General features: G+C 45.2%; 16 protein-coding genes and 1 pseudogene. 12 read left to right on the top strand and 5 right to left on the bottom strand.

Features of this window, described 5'->3' with window-relative positions; genetic code table 11:
* Nucleotides 1-15: 15 nt before the first annotated feature.
* The 3 genes from RMO79_RS13525 to petB form a co-directional block, all read right to left on the bottom strand.
* Nucleotides 16-249, bottom strand: a complete 234-nt coding sequence (locus RMO79_RS13525; protein WP_310483684.1) for a hypothetical protein — start codon at nt 247-249, stop codon at nt 16-18.
* A gap of 184 nt (nt 250-433) precedes the next feature.
* Nucleotides 434-916 carry a cytochrome b6-f complex subunit IV gene (petD, locus tag RMO79_RS13520; protein ID WP_310483683.1) on the bottom strand — a complete coding sequence of 161 codons (483 nt, stop codon included), beginning with the start codon at nt 914-916 and terminating at the stop codon, nt 434-436.
* Nucleotides 917-1,007: 91 nt separating this feature from the next.
* The gene (petB, locus tag RMO79_RS13515; RefSeq protein WP_310483682.1) at nt 1,008-1,676 is read right to left on the bottom strand and encodes a cytochrome b6; all 669 of its coding nucleotides are present in this window, start codon (nt 1,674-1,676) and stop codon (nt 1,008-1,010) included.
* Nucleotides 1,677-1,919: 243 nt separating this feature from the next.
* On the opposite strand from petB, the gene ctpA reads away from it, so the two are divergent.
* The 3 genes from ctpA (at nt 1,920) to RMO79_RS13500 (ending at nt 4,479) form a co-directional block, all read left to right on the top strand.
* A complete protein-coding gene (gene ctpA, locus RMO79_RS13510; RefSeq protein ID WP_396136595.1) occupies nt 1,920-3,128 on the top strand; it encodes a carboxyl-terminal processing protease CtpA in 1,209 nt (402 codons plus the stop codon).
* Between the two features lie 142 nt (nt 3,129-3,270).
* Nucleotides 3,271-3,471: a hypothetical protein gene (locus tag RMO79_RS13505; RefSeq protein WP_310483680.1), complete on the top strand. Its 201-nt coding sequence runs from the start codon at nt 3,271-3,273 to the stop codon at nt 3,469-3,471.
* A gap of 48 nt (nt 3,472-3,519) precedes the next feature.
* Complete coding sequence (locus RMO79_RS13500; RefSeq protein WP_310483679.1) at nt 3,520-4,479, top strand: glutathione S-transferase C-terminal domain-containing protein; 960 nt, start codon at nt 3,520-3,522, stop codon at nt 4,477-4,479.
* A gap of 179 nt (nt 4,480-4,658) precedes the next feature.
* On the opposite strand, the gene RMO79_RS13495 is transcribed toward RMO79_RS13500, so the two are convergent.
* Nucleotides 4,659-4,901, bottom strand: a complete 243-nt coding sequence (locus tag RMO79_RS13495) for a Calvin cycle protein CP12 (RefSeq protein ID WP_309737759.1) — start codon at nt 4,899-4,901, stop codon at nt 4,659-4,661.
* Nucleotides 4,902-5,212: 311 nt separating this feature from the next.
* Here RMO79_RS13495 and RMO79_RS13490 point away from each other — a divergent pair, with 311 nt between their 5' ends.
* From RMO79_RS13490 to cydB, 8 genes and pseudogenes are all read left to right on the top strand, one after another.
* Complete coding sequence (locus RMO79_RS13490; protein WP_396136594.1) at nt 5,213-6,202, top strand: ribose-phosphate pyrophosphokinase; 990 nt, start codon at nt 5,213-5,215, stop codon at nt 6,200-6,202.
* Between the two features lie 91 nt (nt 6,203-6,293).
* Nucleotides 6,294-7,139, top strand: coding sequence for a pantoate--beta-alanine ligase (gene panC, locus RMO79_RS24585; RefSeq protein WP_396136593.1), 846 nt, complete (start codon nt 6,294-6,296; stop codon nt 7,137-7,139).
* A 121-nt stretch (nt 7,140-7,260) separates the two neighbouring features.
* Nucleotides 7,261-7,931, top strand: a pseudogene (gene cmk, locus RMO79_RS24580) ((d)CMP kinase); the annotation flags it as partial.
* 267 nt (nt 7,932-8,198) lie between these two features.
* Complete coding sequence (locus RMO79_RS13480; RefSeq protein ID WP_310483677.1) at nt 8,199-8,732, top strand: hypothetical protein; 534 nt, start codon at nt 8,199-8,201, stop codon at nt 8,730-8,732.
* 17 nt (nt 8,733-8,749) lie between these two features.
* Entirely contained in the window at nt 8,750-10,321 is a 1,572-nt protein-coding gene (locus tag RMO79_RS13475) for an NAD(P)H-hydrate dehydratase (protein WP_310483676.1), read from the top strand.
* A gap of 89 nt (nt 10,322-10,410) precedes the next feature.
* Nucleotides 10,411-10,593 (top strand): hypothetical protein, encoded by a 183-nt coding sequence (locus tag RMO79_RS13470; protein WP_310483675.1) that lies wholly within the window; start codon nt 10,411-10,413, stop codon nt 10,591-10,593.
* A 124-nt stretch (nt 10,594-10,717) separates the two neighbouring features.
* On the top strand, nt 10,718-12,160 hold the full coding sequence (locus tag RMO79_RS13465) for a cytochrome ubiquinol oxidase subunit I (RefSeq protein WP_310483674.1): 1,443 nt from the start codon (nt 10,718-10,720) through the stop codon (nt 12,158-12,160).
* Nucleotides 12,161-12,272: 112 nt separating this feature from the next.
* Nucleotides 12,273-13,280: a cytochrome d ubiquinol oxidase subunit II gene (gene cydB / locus RMO79_RS13460; protein WP_310483673.1), complete on the top strand. Its 1,008-nt coding sequence runs from the start codon at nt 12,273-12,275 to the stop codon at nt 13,278-13,280.
* A gap of 18 nt (nt 13,281-13,298) precedes the next feature.
* On the opposite strand, the gene RMO79_RS13455 is transcribed toward cydB, so the two are convergent.
* Nucleotides 13,299-13,763 (bottom strand): hypothetical protein, encoded by a 465-nt coding sequence (locus tag RMO79_RS13455; RefSeq protein WP_310483672.1) that lies wholly within the window; start codon nt 13,761-13,763, stop codon nt 13,299-13,301.
* A 181-nt stretch (nt 13,764-13,944) separates the two neighbouring features.
* Between RMO79_RS13455 and RMO79_RS13450 the strand changes: the two genes are divergently transcribed.
* The coding region (locus RMO79_RS13450; RefSeq protein ID WP_310483671.1) for an Hsp70 family protein at nt 13,945-14,284 on the top strand (340 nt) is incomplete at its 3' end.

The following is a 14,284-nucleotide window of genomic DNA, read 5'->3' as shown; positions in this document are numbered from 1 at the left end:
CTCGATATAGTTGGCTCATTGCGGCCAACCTACCAGTGCTGCATCTGTGAGTTGCTGAAGTTCGAGATCTTCTGCATATAATTCGGCGTACAATTCCGCAGAGCGAACTAGTTCTTCCCGTGCTAGTTCTTTGGCTAGTCTATCCAATGCCAAGCGGACGATCTCGCTTTTATCCTTAAAACCTCGATCTTTAAATTGTGAGAGAAAATCGATGTGCGACTGCTCTAGGGTAAATTTTGCTTGTGCCATCTCGATTGCTTAAAGACCCTATCTTGAGTACTACTTTATATCCCCAGTTTAAGACCTCACTTTCGCTCCTGTCAACAGAGACCTAAATCTAGAATCTCTGCCGATGGCAGTTAAAAGTCCTTAAAAAAGCCCACCTAGTAGAAACTAGATAGGCTCGAAGAAAATAACTATAACTAAAATTGGTTTAGAATAGACCCAAAGTTAGAGATTTGTCGATCGGTAGAGTTGCACCGATACCCAAGTAGATTGTAAAGACAGTACCGAAGAGGAAGACTGCCATTGCTACTGGACGACGGAAAGGGTTTTGGAACTTGTTGACGTTTTCCAAGAACGGAATTACTAGTAACCCTAATGGTACGCCAGCCATGCAGGCGATTCCTAACAATTTGTTAGGTAATACGCGCAGCAATTGGAATACAGGCCACAAGTACCACTCAGGTAAGATTTCGAGCGGGGTTGCAAACGGATTTGCAGGTTCGCCAACTAGCGCGGGATCGAGAATAGCCAATGCCGTACAACAACCGATCGTACCAAAGATTACGACAGGGAAGATGTAGAGCAGATCGTTCGGCCAAGCTGGTTCGCCGTAATAGTTATGACCCATACCTTGAGCTAGTTTCGCTCTCAAGGCTGGATCGGAGAGATCCGGTTTTTTGATAGTTGACATGGTAAATAATTGCGTAAATTATTAGTTATTCAAGGTGTCTCATTTGCTAGGATGGACGAGCGTATCGCCCATTCCATCCTACCGATTCGATTTACAAAGGGCCAGAGATCCCTTGTTTGCGAATCATGATGAAGTGCAGCAACATAAATACTGCAATCAACCAAGGCAACACGAAGGTGTGTAAGCTGTAGTAACGAGTCAAAGTTGCTTGACCGACACTAGAACCACCACGTAATAGGTCAGCCATCGCTACACCAACTACAGGAATTGCTTCGGGTACGCCAGAGACGATTTTAACTGCCCAGTAGCCGATTTGATCCCAAGGTAGGGAATAACCAGTTACACCGAAACTGACAGTGAGAACTGCAAGAATAACTCCAGTAATCCAGGTAAGTTCGCGCGGGTTTTTGAAGCCGCCAGTCAGATACACGCGGAAGCTGTGGAGGATCATCATCAATACCATCATGCTGGCACTCCAGCGGTGGATGGAACGAATCAACCAACCAAAGTTAACTTCGGTCATGATCTTTTGAACAGAAGTGAACGCATCAGCTACCGTTGGCGAATAGTAGAATGTCATCGCAAAGCCTGTAGCGAACTGAATCACAAAGCATACGAGAGTGATTCCACCCAGGCAGTAGAAGATATTAACATGGGGCGGAACGTACTTACTAGCAATATCGTCGGAGATTGCTTGGATTTCTAACCGTTCGTCAAACCATTGGAAGGTTTTACTATTTGTGACTTGCTTGGTAAACATTGACGGGTGCCGTGCTTCTCTCTAATGTCGTGTTATATATTATAACGCCAGTCGGATGTAGATCCCATGGCTCGAAATAATGGCTGGGTAAGATGTGTTATGTTGCCAAGTATGAGGATGTGGGTACATCTGATACTCATACCAAATGTATCTAAAAGTTGTTTAATTTTAGATACATTTGGTTGCAGGTCACTCATAATACCTCTACAAAATTTAACACACCTCTACAGGAGAGTGGTACCGATCGTGAGAGCTAGTTTTTGGTTTGGTTGGATATTGAGTTTGCAAGTTGCTCTATTTTGGCTCTGGGGAACAGCTCCAGCCGCCGCACTTACGTCGGAACAACAATTGGTGGTGCAAGCTTGGCGGACGATCGATCGGGCGTATTACGATGACACCTTCAATCATCAAAATTGGTGGGTAACTCGCGATCGTACTCTCAAGCAGCAAATACCCAATGAGGAAGCCGCGTACGCAGCAATTACGAAGATGATTGCCAGTTTAGACGAACCGTTTACGCGGCTGTTGCGTCCAGAACAATATCGATCTCTGCAAGTGAACACAGCCGGAGAATTGTCTGGAGTGGGCTTGCAAATCGGTGTGAAGGCTGACAGTAAGCAAATTGAGGTCATCGCCCCCATTGCCGGATCTCCAGCCGCTACAGCCGGAATTTTGCCCCATGACACGATCGTCGAAATCGATGCAGTTCCCACCACAGAATTAACCCTCGATACCGCTGCTGTGAAAATGCGGGGGGCGACTGGTACCAATGTCAGCTTACTAATTCAAACCGCAGATAAAACACCCCGCGAAGTAATTTTAATCAGACAAAAAATCGAACTCAACCCCGTCACCGCCGAACTCCATACCGAAAAAGGTCGTAGAATTGGCTACTTACGTCTGTCTCAATTTAGTGCCAAAGCTGCTAAAGAATTAGGCGATAATATTACCAAATTCAAACAACAAGGCGCGAGCGGCTACGTATTAGATTTACGGAACAATCCTGGCGGATTGGTACAAGCAGGAGTCGAAATTGCCCGTCAATGGTTGAATGAAGGAACGATCGTCTATACTGTCGATCGGCGTGGTGCGATCGATTCGATCGATGCTACTGGTACCGCCCTCACCGATGCCCCGCTAGCTATACTAGTAAATGAAGGTAGTGCTAGTGCTAGTGAAATTCTGGCAGGAGCCTTACAAGACAATGGCAGAGGCAAGTTAGTCGGCACTAAGACTTTTGGGAAAGGTTTAATTCAATCTCTATTCGATTTACCCAATGGAAGCGGTTTAGCCGTCACCGTTGCTAAATATGAAACCCCCAACCATCACGATATCCATAAACTAGGCATCACGCCCGATCTCGTCGTCCCCACTCCCAACATCCCCCTAGAATCAGCAGCCACCGCCGCAGATACTCAATATTTAGCCGCTCTCAAGGAATTAGGAGTTTAGGTTTTAGGGAATAAGGGGATAGTGGATAGTGGATAGTGGATAGTGAATAGTGAATAGTGAATAGAACCAATTGCTAGCTTAATCCTTCCTCCCACACCCCCCACACCCCAGATCGCAAATTAATTACAAATCGATAATCTTTATGATGGACGCACAAACTTTACAAGAACGGATCGCACAGGTTGAGAGCAAACGAGCCTTATTGTTGCAATTTCAGGCAGATCCGACTTTGGGTACGCTGTCGATAGATGTCGAGCAAGCCTTAATTGAAATGGACGATCTGATGGCAGAATTTCGGCAAACTTTCCCAACTGGGCTAGTGTCGCCGATTAGTATCGATTAATCAAGACGCGAATCGATTTCAGAGTCAAGATCCCATCACCTAATTCAAATGGCAATCCCACCAAGCTGGATCGTGCAAACAGGTCGATCGATCTGGACGCAAATCTGGCAACTCATGATGTCACAACTTGCGCCACCAAACGATCGCGGTGAATATCAACGACCGCAAAGTGAGTTCCGCAACCAGATCGAGGGCAAATATTCAGCACAGCCGCATCGCTATCGATTGTATATCGGCTGGAGTTGTCCGTGGGCGCATCGGACGTTAGTAGTCAGGGCGTTGAAAGGCTTAGAAGATGCGATCGAGATCGTCGTACTGCAAGGCGATGCCAATGCGGGTGGGTGGAAATTACCAAAATCGGAACACGATTGTCAGACCTTAGCACAGTTATATCGGTTCGCGAAACCGGGCTACACTGGTCGATCTACAGTCCCGATGCTGTGGGATACGCAGACATATTCGATCGTTAATAACGAAAGTGCCGAAATTATCGAGATCCTCAACGCCGAATTTAATGAGTATGCCCAACATCCCGAATTAGATCTGGCTCCAATTGCCCTGCAAGAGTCGATCGCCCAGTGGAATGAGACTGTCTATCAAACCGTTAATAACGGGGTCTACCGCTGCGGTTTTGCCCAGACACAGGCGGCTTACGATCGGGCGCACGCCGAATTATTTGCGACCCTCGATGAGATCGAGCTGTTGTTGAAGAATCAAGATTATTTATGTGGCGATTTGCTGACTCTAGCCGACATTCGGCTCTTTACCACTTTAATTCGGTTCGATGTGGTCTACCACAATTTATTCAAATGTAACCGACGACAAATTCGCGATTATCCGCACCTTCAAGCATATACAGCCAAAATTTATCAGTTACCTGGCGTGGCGGCTACTTGTAATTTTCCGACTATTTTACAAGATTATTATGGCAACCTGTTTCCCCTCAACCCTGGGGGTATTATTCCGCAGTTGCCCGATTTGAGTTATCTCGTGGAGCTGAAAAGTTAGTTAGGGAGCAGTAAGAAAATAAGATTCCATGTAGGGTGTGTTATCCCGTAGGGTAACGCGCCAGACTAACTCAGACAAAAAACAATGGCAAGTAATCAAGCGTTACTTGCCATCTGGGAGCGGTTAGATCGACGATCGGATCTTGCCAACTGTTTTAGCAACCGAACCGATTGGACTACCTATGTATCATAAAGTAGGCATTCTGGAGATTCTGGATTGTCCGAGCAGAAGCGTTCGAGAGAATTTTTAGGTTGGGCACTGCGTTGGTGTCCGGATTCTTGATGTAATTCCTCCAGGATTTCCATCGCTACAGCAAATTCAGGTGAAGTTTTACCAAATTTTTCGCCAGCCTGATGAGCAGCGTCGCGTGCTTGCTCGATCCGGTCTTCGATAGTCATCTTGGTTTCTTGAGAGTTGGTCATAATCTTGGCTATATTACGGTAAATTATTGAGATCTTTTCAGAGCAGCTTGTTCTATATTGTATCTTTCCCCTCTTGAAAGACACGATAACAAATGTAGAGGTTTCCACACATTTACAGATAAACTGTTAGCTCGTGCGGATTTGAGCGATGCCAATCGATCGAGAATAACTCTGAAATAGTCCATCAGTATTAATTTTTTGGTAAAAGACTTTACCAAAATTAGTTTAAAATTAAAATTCTTTTGGATATAAATGGCTGATGAGGGGGTGAGAGTGTTAAAATTGCCTTGCAAAATATAGCACTTGCTGTTGTGATTCGGTCTGCCACCTTGACGCTTCCCATAATCCCCTCGATTAGTGATAACAGTCGTCTCCGACTGTTTTCTGGTAATGCTAATGTCCCGCTATCTCAGGAAATTGCCCGTTACTTGGGACTCGATCTCGGCCCGATGATTCGCAAGCGGTTTGCCGATGGCGAAATTTACGTCCAGATTCAAGAATCGATTCGCGGTTGTGATGTTTACTTAATCCAGCCTACATGCCATCCAGTCAACGACAACTTGATGGAACTATTCATTATGATCGATGCCTGTCGGCGGGCTTCAGCACGGCAAATTACCGCAGTAATCCCTTACTATGGCTACGCTCGTGCCGATCGCAAGACGGCTGGGAGAGAATCGATTACCGCCAAACTCGTCGCCAACCAGATTACTACTGCTGGTGCCGATCGCGTTTTAGCAATGGATCTCCACTCATCGCAAATCCAAGGTTATTTCGATATCCCACTAGATCATATTTACGGTTCACCCGTAATTATTGACTATCTTCTCAACAAAGATTTACCAGATGTCGTCGTCGTATCGCCAGATGTCGGTGGTGTCGCGCGCGCGCGTGCCTTTGCTAAAAAGCTCAATGACGCACCGCTAGCCATCATTGATAAACGCCGTCAGGCACACAATGTGGCTGAAGTCATGAATGTCATTGGTGATGTGGCAGGGAAAACCGCTATCCTCGTCGATGATATGATCGATACGGGTGGGACGATCTCTGAGGGTGCCAAAATTCTCCGAGCGCAAGGCGCGCGTCAAGTCTATGCTTGTGCGATCCATGCTGTATTTTCACCCCCAGCGATCGAACGACTATCCAGCGGCGTATTTGAAGAAGTAATCGTCACCAATACGCTCCCCATGCCAGAACATCAACGGTTTCCGCAGCTAAAGGTGCTGTCTGTTGCTAATTTACTCGGCGAAACAATCTGGCGGGTACATGAAGAAAACTCCGTAAGTAGTATGTTTCGGTAAGAGTGTATAACAGGTTATTGACTTTAAACTGAATTCCTAACCTTGTTATCGTCCATCGGATCGATCGACTTATGGCTTACGACTTATTCCGATGAATCTGCCGCTGTTTACCACTCCAAACGAATTAGGACACTATCTCCAATCCCACCGCTCTCAATCGATCGGCTTCGTACCAACGATGGGAGCGTTACACTTGGGACATCAGAGTTTAATCGATCGAGCCAGACGCGAAAATACCCTTGCGATTGTCAGTATTTTTGTCAATCCGCTCCAATTTGGTGCAAATGAAGATCTCGATCTTTATCCGCGCCAGTTGGAGATCGATCGCGTAATTTGCCAGACAGCAGGTGTCGATGCTTTATTCGTCCCGTCACCTACCAGTATGGGCCTTAAAGACGCGCTGACCCAAGTCATTCCCCCAGCAATGATGATGAGTGGTTTGTGCGGACGCACTCGTGCTGGACATTTTCAAGGTGTTGCCACGATCGTCACTAAATTACTTAATATCGTACAGCCCGATCGCGCCTATTTTGGAGAAAAAGATGCTCAACAATTAGCCATTATCCGCCGAATTGTCACAGATCTAAACATCCCCGTCGATATTATCGGTTGTCCGACTTTACGCGCCGATTCGGGTTTGGCACATAGTTCTCGCAATCAATATCTTTCGATCGCCGGACGATCGCAAGCGGCGGTAATTTATCGCAGTTTACAACAAGCCCAAAAATTAGCAGATCTTCAAGAAGTTAATGTCGATAAACTCTTAGCCGCTGTCACCACCGAATTAAGTACCGTCCCAGCATTTCAACTAGAATACCTAGAGCTAGTCGATCCTGAAACTTTACAACCGATCGACAGACTCAACAATGCAGCCCTACTAGCGATCGCCGGACGCATCGAAAATACGCGATTAATCGATAATGTCATCATCAGCTAGTTTAGGCTTTAGTGGATAGTGGATAGTGGATAGTGAATAGGTTTTGAAACTGCGTTCTTTAGTTTTCCCCGTCTCCCCGTTCCCCCCTCTCCGAACTCCGAACTCCCCTCTCCCATCTAACCAATGCCCCAACTTCCAATTATCGCGATCGACGGCCCCGCAGGTGCGGGAAAATCAACCGTCACCAAGCTGGTAGCTGCCCGATTGGGGCTGTTGTTTCTCGATAGCGGCGCAATGTACCGCGCGATTACTTGGCTGGTGATGGAGGCGAAGCTAGCCCTCAATGACGAGCCAAACATTGCCCTATTGGTCGATCGCGCTCGGATCGTGCTTACAAAAGAAAGCGTCATGGTGAACGATCTCGATGTAACAGAAGCAATTCGGACGTTGGCAGTGACGAGTAATGTGTCTGCGATTGCCGCATTGGGGGTAGTTAGATCGGCTTTAGTCAAGCAACAGCAGGCAATTGGCAAGCAAGGTGGGATCGTCGCGGAAGGGCGAGATATGTGTACGAATGTGTTTCCAGACGCACGGGTGAAGATTTTTTTAACTGCATCGGTAGCTGAACGCGCGCGGCGGCGACAACAGGATTTGCGCGATCGCGGGCAAGGTGAGGTAAGCTTGGCAGAATTAGAAAGATCGATCGCCGAGCGGGATGAGATCGATAGTACGCGGGAAATTTCCCCTTTGAAAAAAGCGGTTGATGCAGTGGAAATTATCACCGATAATCTCAGTATTGAGGAAGTAGTCGAGCAGATCGTAGCAATGTACGATCGAGTGGTAAATAAGTAGGTTGGTGTAACTAAACTAGCAACCTACGCTGGACTTCTCCTAACGGAGACGCTACGCTACGACTTCGAGCGGTCCTCATTAGTCAAGGGCTTGAGGGTTGAGCGAAGCCGTTGACGTAGCCTGCCGTAGGCACAACCCGTTTTATAAGTAATTACGCCCACTTACTTAAATAACTAAATTTTGTCTCGATCTTAGGTCTATCTAGATTCTCTACTAGAGCTAAATATTGACAAAATAACATCAACCTTTAATAGTATTTATTCGATCGTGTATAAATTTCTAGTTTTTGCTCTGCCCCTATTAATTAATTCAACATCAATTCCGATCCTGCTACCAAATAGTTATAGCAAACAGGTGTTTTTGAGCCAGAAAGGCTCGATCGATCTGAGCAACACATTCATCGGTGGTATTAAAATAGGGATGAGCGAAAATGAGACGATCGAAAAATTTGGTGCTCCAAAAAGTCGCAAGACAGGATACAACCAGTGTACTGCGGCTTATGACACTACCTTAAAATACGATCGGCTAGATCTGTATCTTGAGGGAGATGCTAGCAAGAAGAGTAAGCGTTACGTATCATCAATTACCACTACTAATTCACAATATTCAACCAATAAAGGGATTCGAGTCGGCGATTCGATGAAAAAAGCTGAAAAAGCTTATTCAAAAGCTGCGGTAACTGGTGAGGATGGATTCTATTTAGGTGTAAATGATGCGGCCCGGACTGAATGTTCGATTATATTTTCTAGTCGCGATCGAAGGACAGTAAGCAAGATCGAACTAGGGTGTGCTACCTGCTAATTACTAATATCTATGAAATGACAAAAATGATGCTCAGTCGTTATCGATCTTTGGATCGATTGGTAGTTTCTGCCGTGCAAATGCAGCAAATCGAAAGCAAGATATTTGCAGCGGGGATGCCAGTTGCCGCATTAATGGAAAAGGTGGGGGGACTAATTGCGCGGCGATTTCAAACTTTATATCCTCGCTCCTTATATCGGCGCGTTGGTATTTTAGTAGGGATGGGGCATAATGGCGGTGATGCGCTCGTCGTTGCCCGCGAGTTGTATTTTCAAGGTTATGAGGTGGCTATTTATGTGCCATCGGAAGAGCTGCGAGAACTGACGAATCAGCATTATAATTATATTGCGAGTTTGGGTGTAGCAATTGTCGATGATGTTGCCGCATTTAGTAACTATAATGTAATTATCGATGGCTTGTTTGGTTTTGGTTTGAATCGCGAAATTAATGGTATTTTATTTGAGGCGATCGAGTCAATTAATCAGTTGTCGATTCCGATTGTCAGCATCGATTTACCTTCAGGTATTCATGGTGACACTGGTAATGTTTTAGGTACGGCAATTAGAGCAACGCATACGCTCTGTTTGGGGCTATGGAAGCTAGCTTTCATTCAAGAACAAGCGATCGAATATTTAGGTAAAACCGAGTTAATCGATTTCGATTTACCGTTAGCAGATATTCACGATCTCTTAGGCGAACCGACTGTAACACGGATGACAACCGATCGCGCGATCGCGAATTTACCGCTGAGGCGATCGCCAATTACTCACAAATATCAACAGGGTCACTTATTATTAATAGTTGGTTCCGAACAATATAGTGGAGCGGCAATTTTAGCTAGTTTAGGTGCTAGAGCCACTGGGGTGGGAATGTTATCGATCGCCGTGCCGAAATCGCTCAAACCAACATTATTAAACTACTTACCAGAAGCCTTAATTATTAGTTGCCCAGAAACCGAAGCCGGGACGATTAAATCTTTACCAGAATTAGATTTTTCTAAATATCAAGCGATTGCCTGTGGTTGTGGTTTGACCGAACGACCGTCTAAAATAGTCAAACAAATTCTCTCGGCAAATTGTCCGATCGTCCTTGATGCCGATGCCCTGAATATTATCTCGAAACTTGGTATCGAGACAACAATATTTACGCGCACGCAGCCAACTATTTTAACACCGCATACTGGTGAATTCAAACGCCTATTCACCAAAATTCCCACAGCGAATAAACTGGTTGCTACTAGTGCCGCCGCTCGATCTAGTCAGGCAATTATTTTACTCAAAGGAGCGCGCACTGTAATTGCAGGAGCTGATGGTAGATCGATTGCAATTCCAGCGAGTACTCCAGCCTTAGCTAGAGGTGGTAGTGGCGATGTTTTAACGGGGCTAATTGGTGGCTTAATTGCCACTAACAGTCAGCTAAATGTCGATCTGGCAGAAGTTGTTGCAACAGCAGCTTGGTGGCATTCTCAAGCCGGAATTTTAGCAGCTAGAGAACGTGGAGATCTGGGTGTAGATCCATTAACTTTGACTCAATATTTAACAAATTTAATTCATAAATTATCAGACATTTCAATCAGTTTTTCAGATTGACGTGATTTGAGTGATTTGATTGAATAATTCTGTAAGTGACAATCTATTCATCAAAAATATTTAAATAAGTCACGCCACGCATTTATGGGATGAATATCGATCGATTGATGTTTAGATCGAGCATTATGAGTTTAGCTCTATCTGCCAGTATCGATCGGCTTGAGGCTTCGATTATCAAACGTAAAGTAGCGTGCCCACAGCAATCGAATTCGATCGTTACGTCGAGCGTGTTTACTTCGATTGCCTACAGCACGCTACGCGAACGAATATAAAGAATGTTCGATCGCTTTGACTCGATCGATTAAGTCGATCGTTAAATATCGAGCTTTTCAATCGGGAAACTGTCTATCATTAAACTAGGTCAGATAAAAATTCAAACCAATTAGCAGGTCAGACATGGATATTTTTTCAAATACCGTCGCCCTCTCGCGAATGCAGTTTGCTTTGACAGCAATTTTTCACATGCTGTGGCCAGTTCTGACCACTGGGATGTCCATCTACTTAGTCATCGTCGAAGGACTGTGGATTAAAACCCGCAAGCCAGAATATTACTATCACATCCGCTTCTGGTCGCGGCTATTTCTATTAAACTTTGGCATTGGGGTGGCAACTGGGATACCGCTAGAATTTCAGTTCGGTACCAATTGGGCACCTTTTTCCGAAGCTGTTGGCGACTTTTTTGGCAGCGTGTTGGGTTTTGAAGCTTCGATGGCGTTTATGCTCGAAGCTGGCTTTCTCGGCATTATGATGTTTGGTTGGGGACGAGTCGCACCCTTAATTCACTACCTAGCCACCATCATGGTGGCGTTTGGAGCCAATCTCTCGATCTTTTGGATTGTTTCGGCGAACTCTTGGCTGCAAACGCCTGCTGGCGGTGAAATGGTCGATGGTAAGTTTGTCGTTAGCGATTATTTTCAGGCAATTTTAAATCCATTCATGGTCAAAAGTGTCGCCCACATGTTTTTGGCGACATTAGAAACATCGTTGTTTCTCATCGGTGGAATTAGTGCGTGGTATATTCTCAAGCAACGTAATACAGCTTTTTTCAGTCAATCGCTCAAAATTGCTCTCGCCACGGCAATTGCTGTGGCACCGATTCAAATTTATGTCGGACACCTCAGCGCGGAGCAAGTCGCTTACTACCAGCCGACAAAACTCGCCGCTATGGAAGCTAAATGGGACAGTAGCCCCGCTGGGAAGCCTGCTGACTGGAGCATGTTAGCAATTCCCGATGAAGCTAACAACCGGAACTCGTGGGAACTCACAGTCCCCAATGGATTGGGTTATATCTTAGAGTTCCGCAAGAATCTTTCCGTACCCGTACCGGGGTTAAATGAATGGGCGAAAAAAGATCGCCCGCGCATGGTGGGGCTAATTTACTACTCCTTTCGGATTATGATTGCGATCGGCTTCTTTTTAGCAGCAGTCATGCTCTGGAGCACCTGGCAATGGTTTCGGGGTAAGCTCTCACCCGCACAGATTAGCGAGCAAAAGTGGCTGTTGCGAACTTGGATGTTTGCCGCACCTTTGGGTTATATTGCGATCGAAGCTGGTTGGATCGTCCGCTGCGTAGGACGACAACCCTGGGTACTCTACGATCGTATTCGCACGGCAGATGGCGTTTCTAATCTGCCTGCGAGTAATGTCCTGACTTCATTGATTTTCTTTACAGTTATTTATTCAGTCTTATTAGTTACTACGCTCTATTTTGCCAGTCGAATTATCGGCAAAGGGCCAAATCTAGAACTACCATTACCCGGATTAGACGGTCAATTTATTCTCAATATCGAGCCAGCCGAATCCGTACCAGACCGCCGACCAATAGAAGCCCAACAGTAGTTAGGGAGTAGAGGGAATAGGGAATAGGGAATAGGGAATAAACATTAGTACCGATAACCCAATCCTGCAAATCCTCAAATCCTATAAATCCTGATAAAGAAGAGGAGATTTAATGGACGCATTATTACATTTTCTGCCGCAAGTTTGGTTTGTGATTTTGGGCTTATTTCTATTTTTATATGTAATGCTCGACGGGTTCGATTTAGGGGTGGGGATTCTATCGCTAACTAGTTCTGACGAAGAACGTCGGAGCATTTTAATGACTAGCTTAGGAAATATTTGGGATGCAAATGAAACTTGGCTGGTAGTGATGGCAGGTGCCCTATTTGGGGCATTTCCGCTTGCTTACGGCACGATTCTAACTGCCTTGTACATGCCCGTTTTCATGATGATTTTTGGGCTGATTTTTCGGGCGGTAGCATTTGAATTTCGAGAGCATTCTCAGCGGAAGATTTTCTGGAACTATGCTTTTGGAATTGGGAGTTTTATTGCGGCATTAGGTCAAGGTTTCGCGCTCGGTAGTGTTATTGAAGGTATTACGGTCGATGCGGCTGGTCATTTTACTGGTTCTACTTGGGATTGGCTGGATTGGCGATCGCTTTTAGTCGCACTGACTCTAATTCAAGGCTATGTATTAATCGGCTCTACTTATCTAATTTTGAAGACAGAAGGAGAGTTGCAACAAACTCATTTTCGGACGGCTAAACTAGCAACGATTACCACGTTAATCGGTGCAATTTTAATTACGATCGTCACGCCTGTATTTTACCAAGCAACACGGACGCGGCTATTTGCGGCACCGCAGGTTTATGTATTTGCAGCAATTCCCATATTAGGAGTTTTACTAGTTTGGTTGTTATTGAGAAGTCTCGAAAAGCAAGAAGAACGTACGCCATTTATCTGGACGATTCTAATTTTCTTACTCAGCTTTCTTGGTTTGGGATTAATTATCTTTCCTTATGTAATTCCTACTCAAATCACTATCTATCAAGCCGCCGCATCGCCTAGCGCGCTGGTATTCATGCTGACTTTTATCGGGGTACTGATTCCGATCATGCTCTTTTATAACATTTATAATTACATAGTGTTCAGAGGTAAAGTCGTAACTAGTGCCGAATAAATTCTGCAACTAATTAACTCAACAAACATCTGGTGGTAATTGTGGTTTAGCATCTTGGTCTAGTTTTTGGGCGATCGAATCTTCTAAACTTTGCCGCGATATTTCTTTGCCGATGTCTAAATTTTTAGAGTTATTGAGAAATACCACCCGATCGATCTCCGGGAAAGCTAATAGGTAAAATAGTAACTGAATTACTGGTACTTCTACTGCCGCTCGAGTTGCTAAAGAGCCACCATCGAAGTTACTAATATCTTCAGATTTAAGAAATGCGTAAATAACTTTAATTTCTAGATTGGGTTGGCGATTGTGTCGCAGGGTGGTAATTACCGATTCACCCTGCTGACTTTGACAGATATGGTATGTCGTCTGGGGTAAAGTTACTGCTACCTGTTGTAAAATTGGCGCGATCGCCATTACGCTCATGCGACTCTCTACATCTGGCGCGCCATCGATTAATTTTTGGACTTGTGCTTCTAAATTCATAGAGGTTAGGCTTTAGGTGTTAGGTGTTGGGTATCGAAACATCCATGTGGAAAGATTTAGGCTTGAGGTCTAAAACTATCAAGCCTAAAGTAGTGCTATCCCCACCCAGGTGGAGGAGCGATCGGATAAAATAGGATCGATATTTGTGACTAATTTTTAGTCATCCAAATGGAAACAGCAGATGGGTGAAGTAGTAGGCATCGACCTGGGTACGAACGATTCCGTGGTATTTGTCAGATCGGGCAGAAAACCAGTCGTAATTGACAATCCACAAGATCTGCGGATCGATTCATCATCTACTGATTTTAGCAAAGACGGCGATCGCCTCATAGGACAAAGGAAAAAGCGGATGGGTAAAGTAGTAGGCATCGACCTGGGTACCACTAATTCAGTGGTAGCTGTCATGGAAGGCGGAAAACCAGTGGTAATTGCCAATGCCGAAGGTATGCGTACCACACCCTCTGTCGTTGGCTTTAGCAAAGACGGCGAACGCCTGGTCGGACAGATGGCGCGGCGGCAAA

It is taken from the genome of Chamaesiphon sp. VAR_48_metabat_403, assembly GCF_031422475.1.
Lineage (GTDB): Bacteria > Cyanobacteriota > Cyanobacteriia > Cyanobacteriales > Chamaesiphonaceae > Chamaesiphon.
The sequence above is the reverse complement of the archived record's forward strand: the minus strand, read 5'-3'. Positions and strand labels throughout refer to the sequence as shown.

Excerpts from the sequence above, each read along its gene's own strand:
- petB (WP_310483682.1), bottom strand. The coding sequence starts at position 1,676 with ATGTTTACCAAGCAAGTCACAAATAGTAAAACCTTCCAATGGTTTGAC.
- panC (WP_396136593.1), top strand. The coding sequence starts at position 6,294 with ATGAATCTGCCGCTGTTTACCACTCCAAACGAATTAGGACACTATCTC.
- RMO79_RS13465 (WP_310483674.1), top strand. The coding sequence starts at position 10,718 with ATGGATATTTTTTCAAATACCGTCGCCCTCTCGCGAATGCAGTTTGCT.
- RMO79_RS13525 (WP_310483684.1), bottom strand. The coding sequence starts at position 249 with ATGGCACAAGCAAAATTTACCCTAGAGCAGTCGCACATCGATTTTCTC.
- RMO79_RS13455 (WP_310483672.1), bottom strand. The coding sequence starts at position 13,763 with ATGAATTTAGAAGCACAAGTCCAAAAATTAATCGATGGCGCGCCAGAT.
- RMO79_RS13475 (WP_310483676.1), top strand. The coding sequence starts at position 8,750 with ATGACAAAAATGATGCTCAGTCGTTATCGATCTTTGGATCGATTGGTA.
- cydB (WP_310483673.1), top strand. The coding sequence starts at position 12,273 with ATGGACGCATTATTACATTTTCTGCCGCAAGTTTGGTTTGTGATTTTG.
- RMO79_RS13470 (WP_310483675.1), top strand. The coding sequence starts at position 10,411 with ATGAATATCGATCGATTGATGTTTAGATCGAGCATTATGAGTTTAGCT.
- RMO79_RS13505 (WP_310483680.1), top strand. The coding sequence starts at position 3,271 with ATGATGGACGCACAAACTTTACAAGAACGGATCGCACAGGTTGAGAGC.
- RMO79_RS13500 (WP_310483679.1), top strand. The coding sequence starts at position 3,520 with ATGGCAATCCCACCAAGCTGGATCGTGCAAACAGGTCGATCGATCTGG.
- petD (WP_310483683.1), bottom strand. The coding sequence starts at position 916 with ATGTCAACTATCAAAAAACCGGATCTCTCCGATCCAGCCTTGAGAGCG.
- RMO79_RS13495 (WP_309737759.1), bottom strand. The coding sequence starts at position 4,901 with ATGACCAACTCTCAAGAAACCAAGATGACTATCGAAGACCGGATCGAG.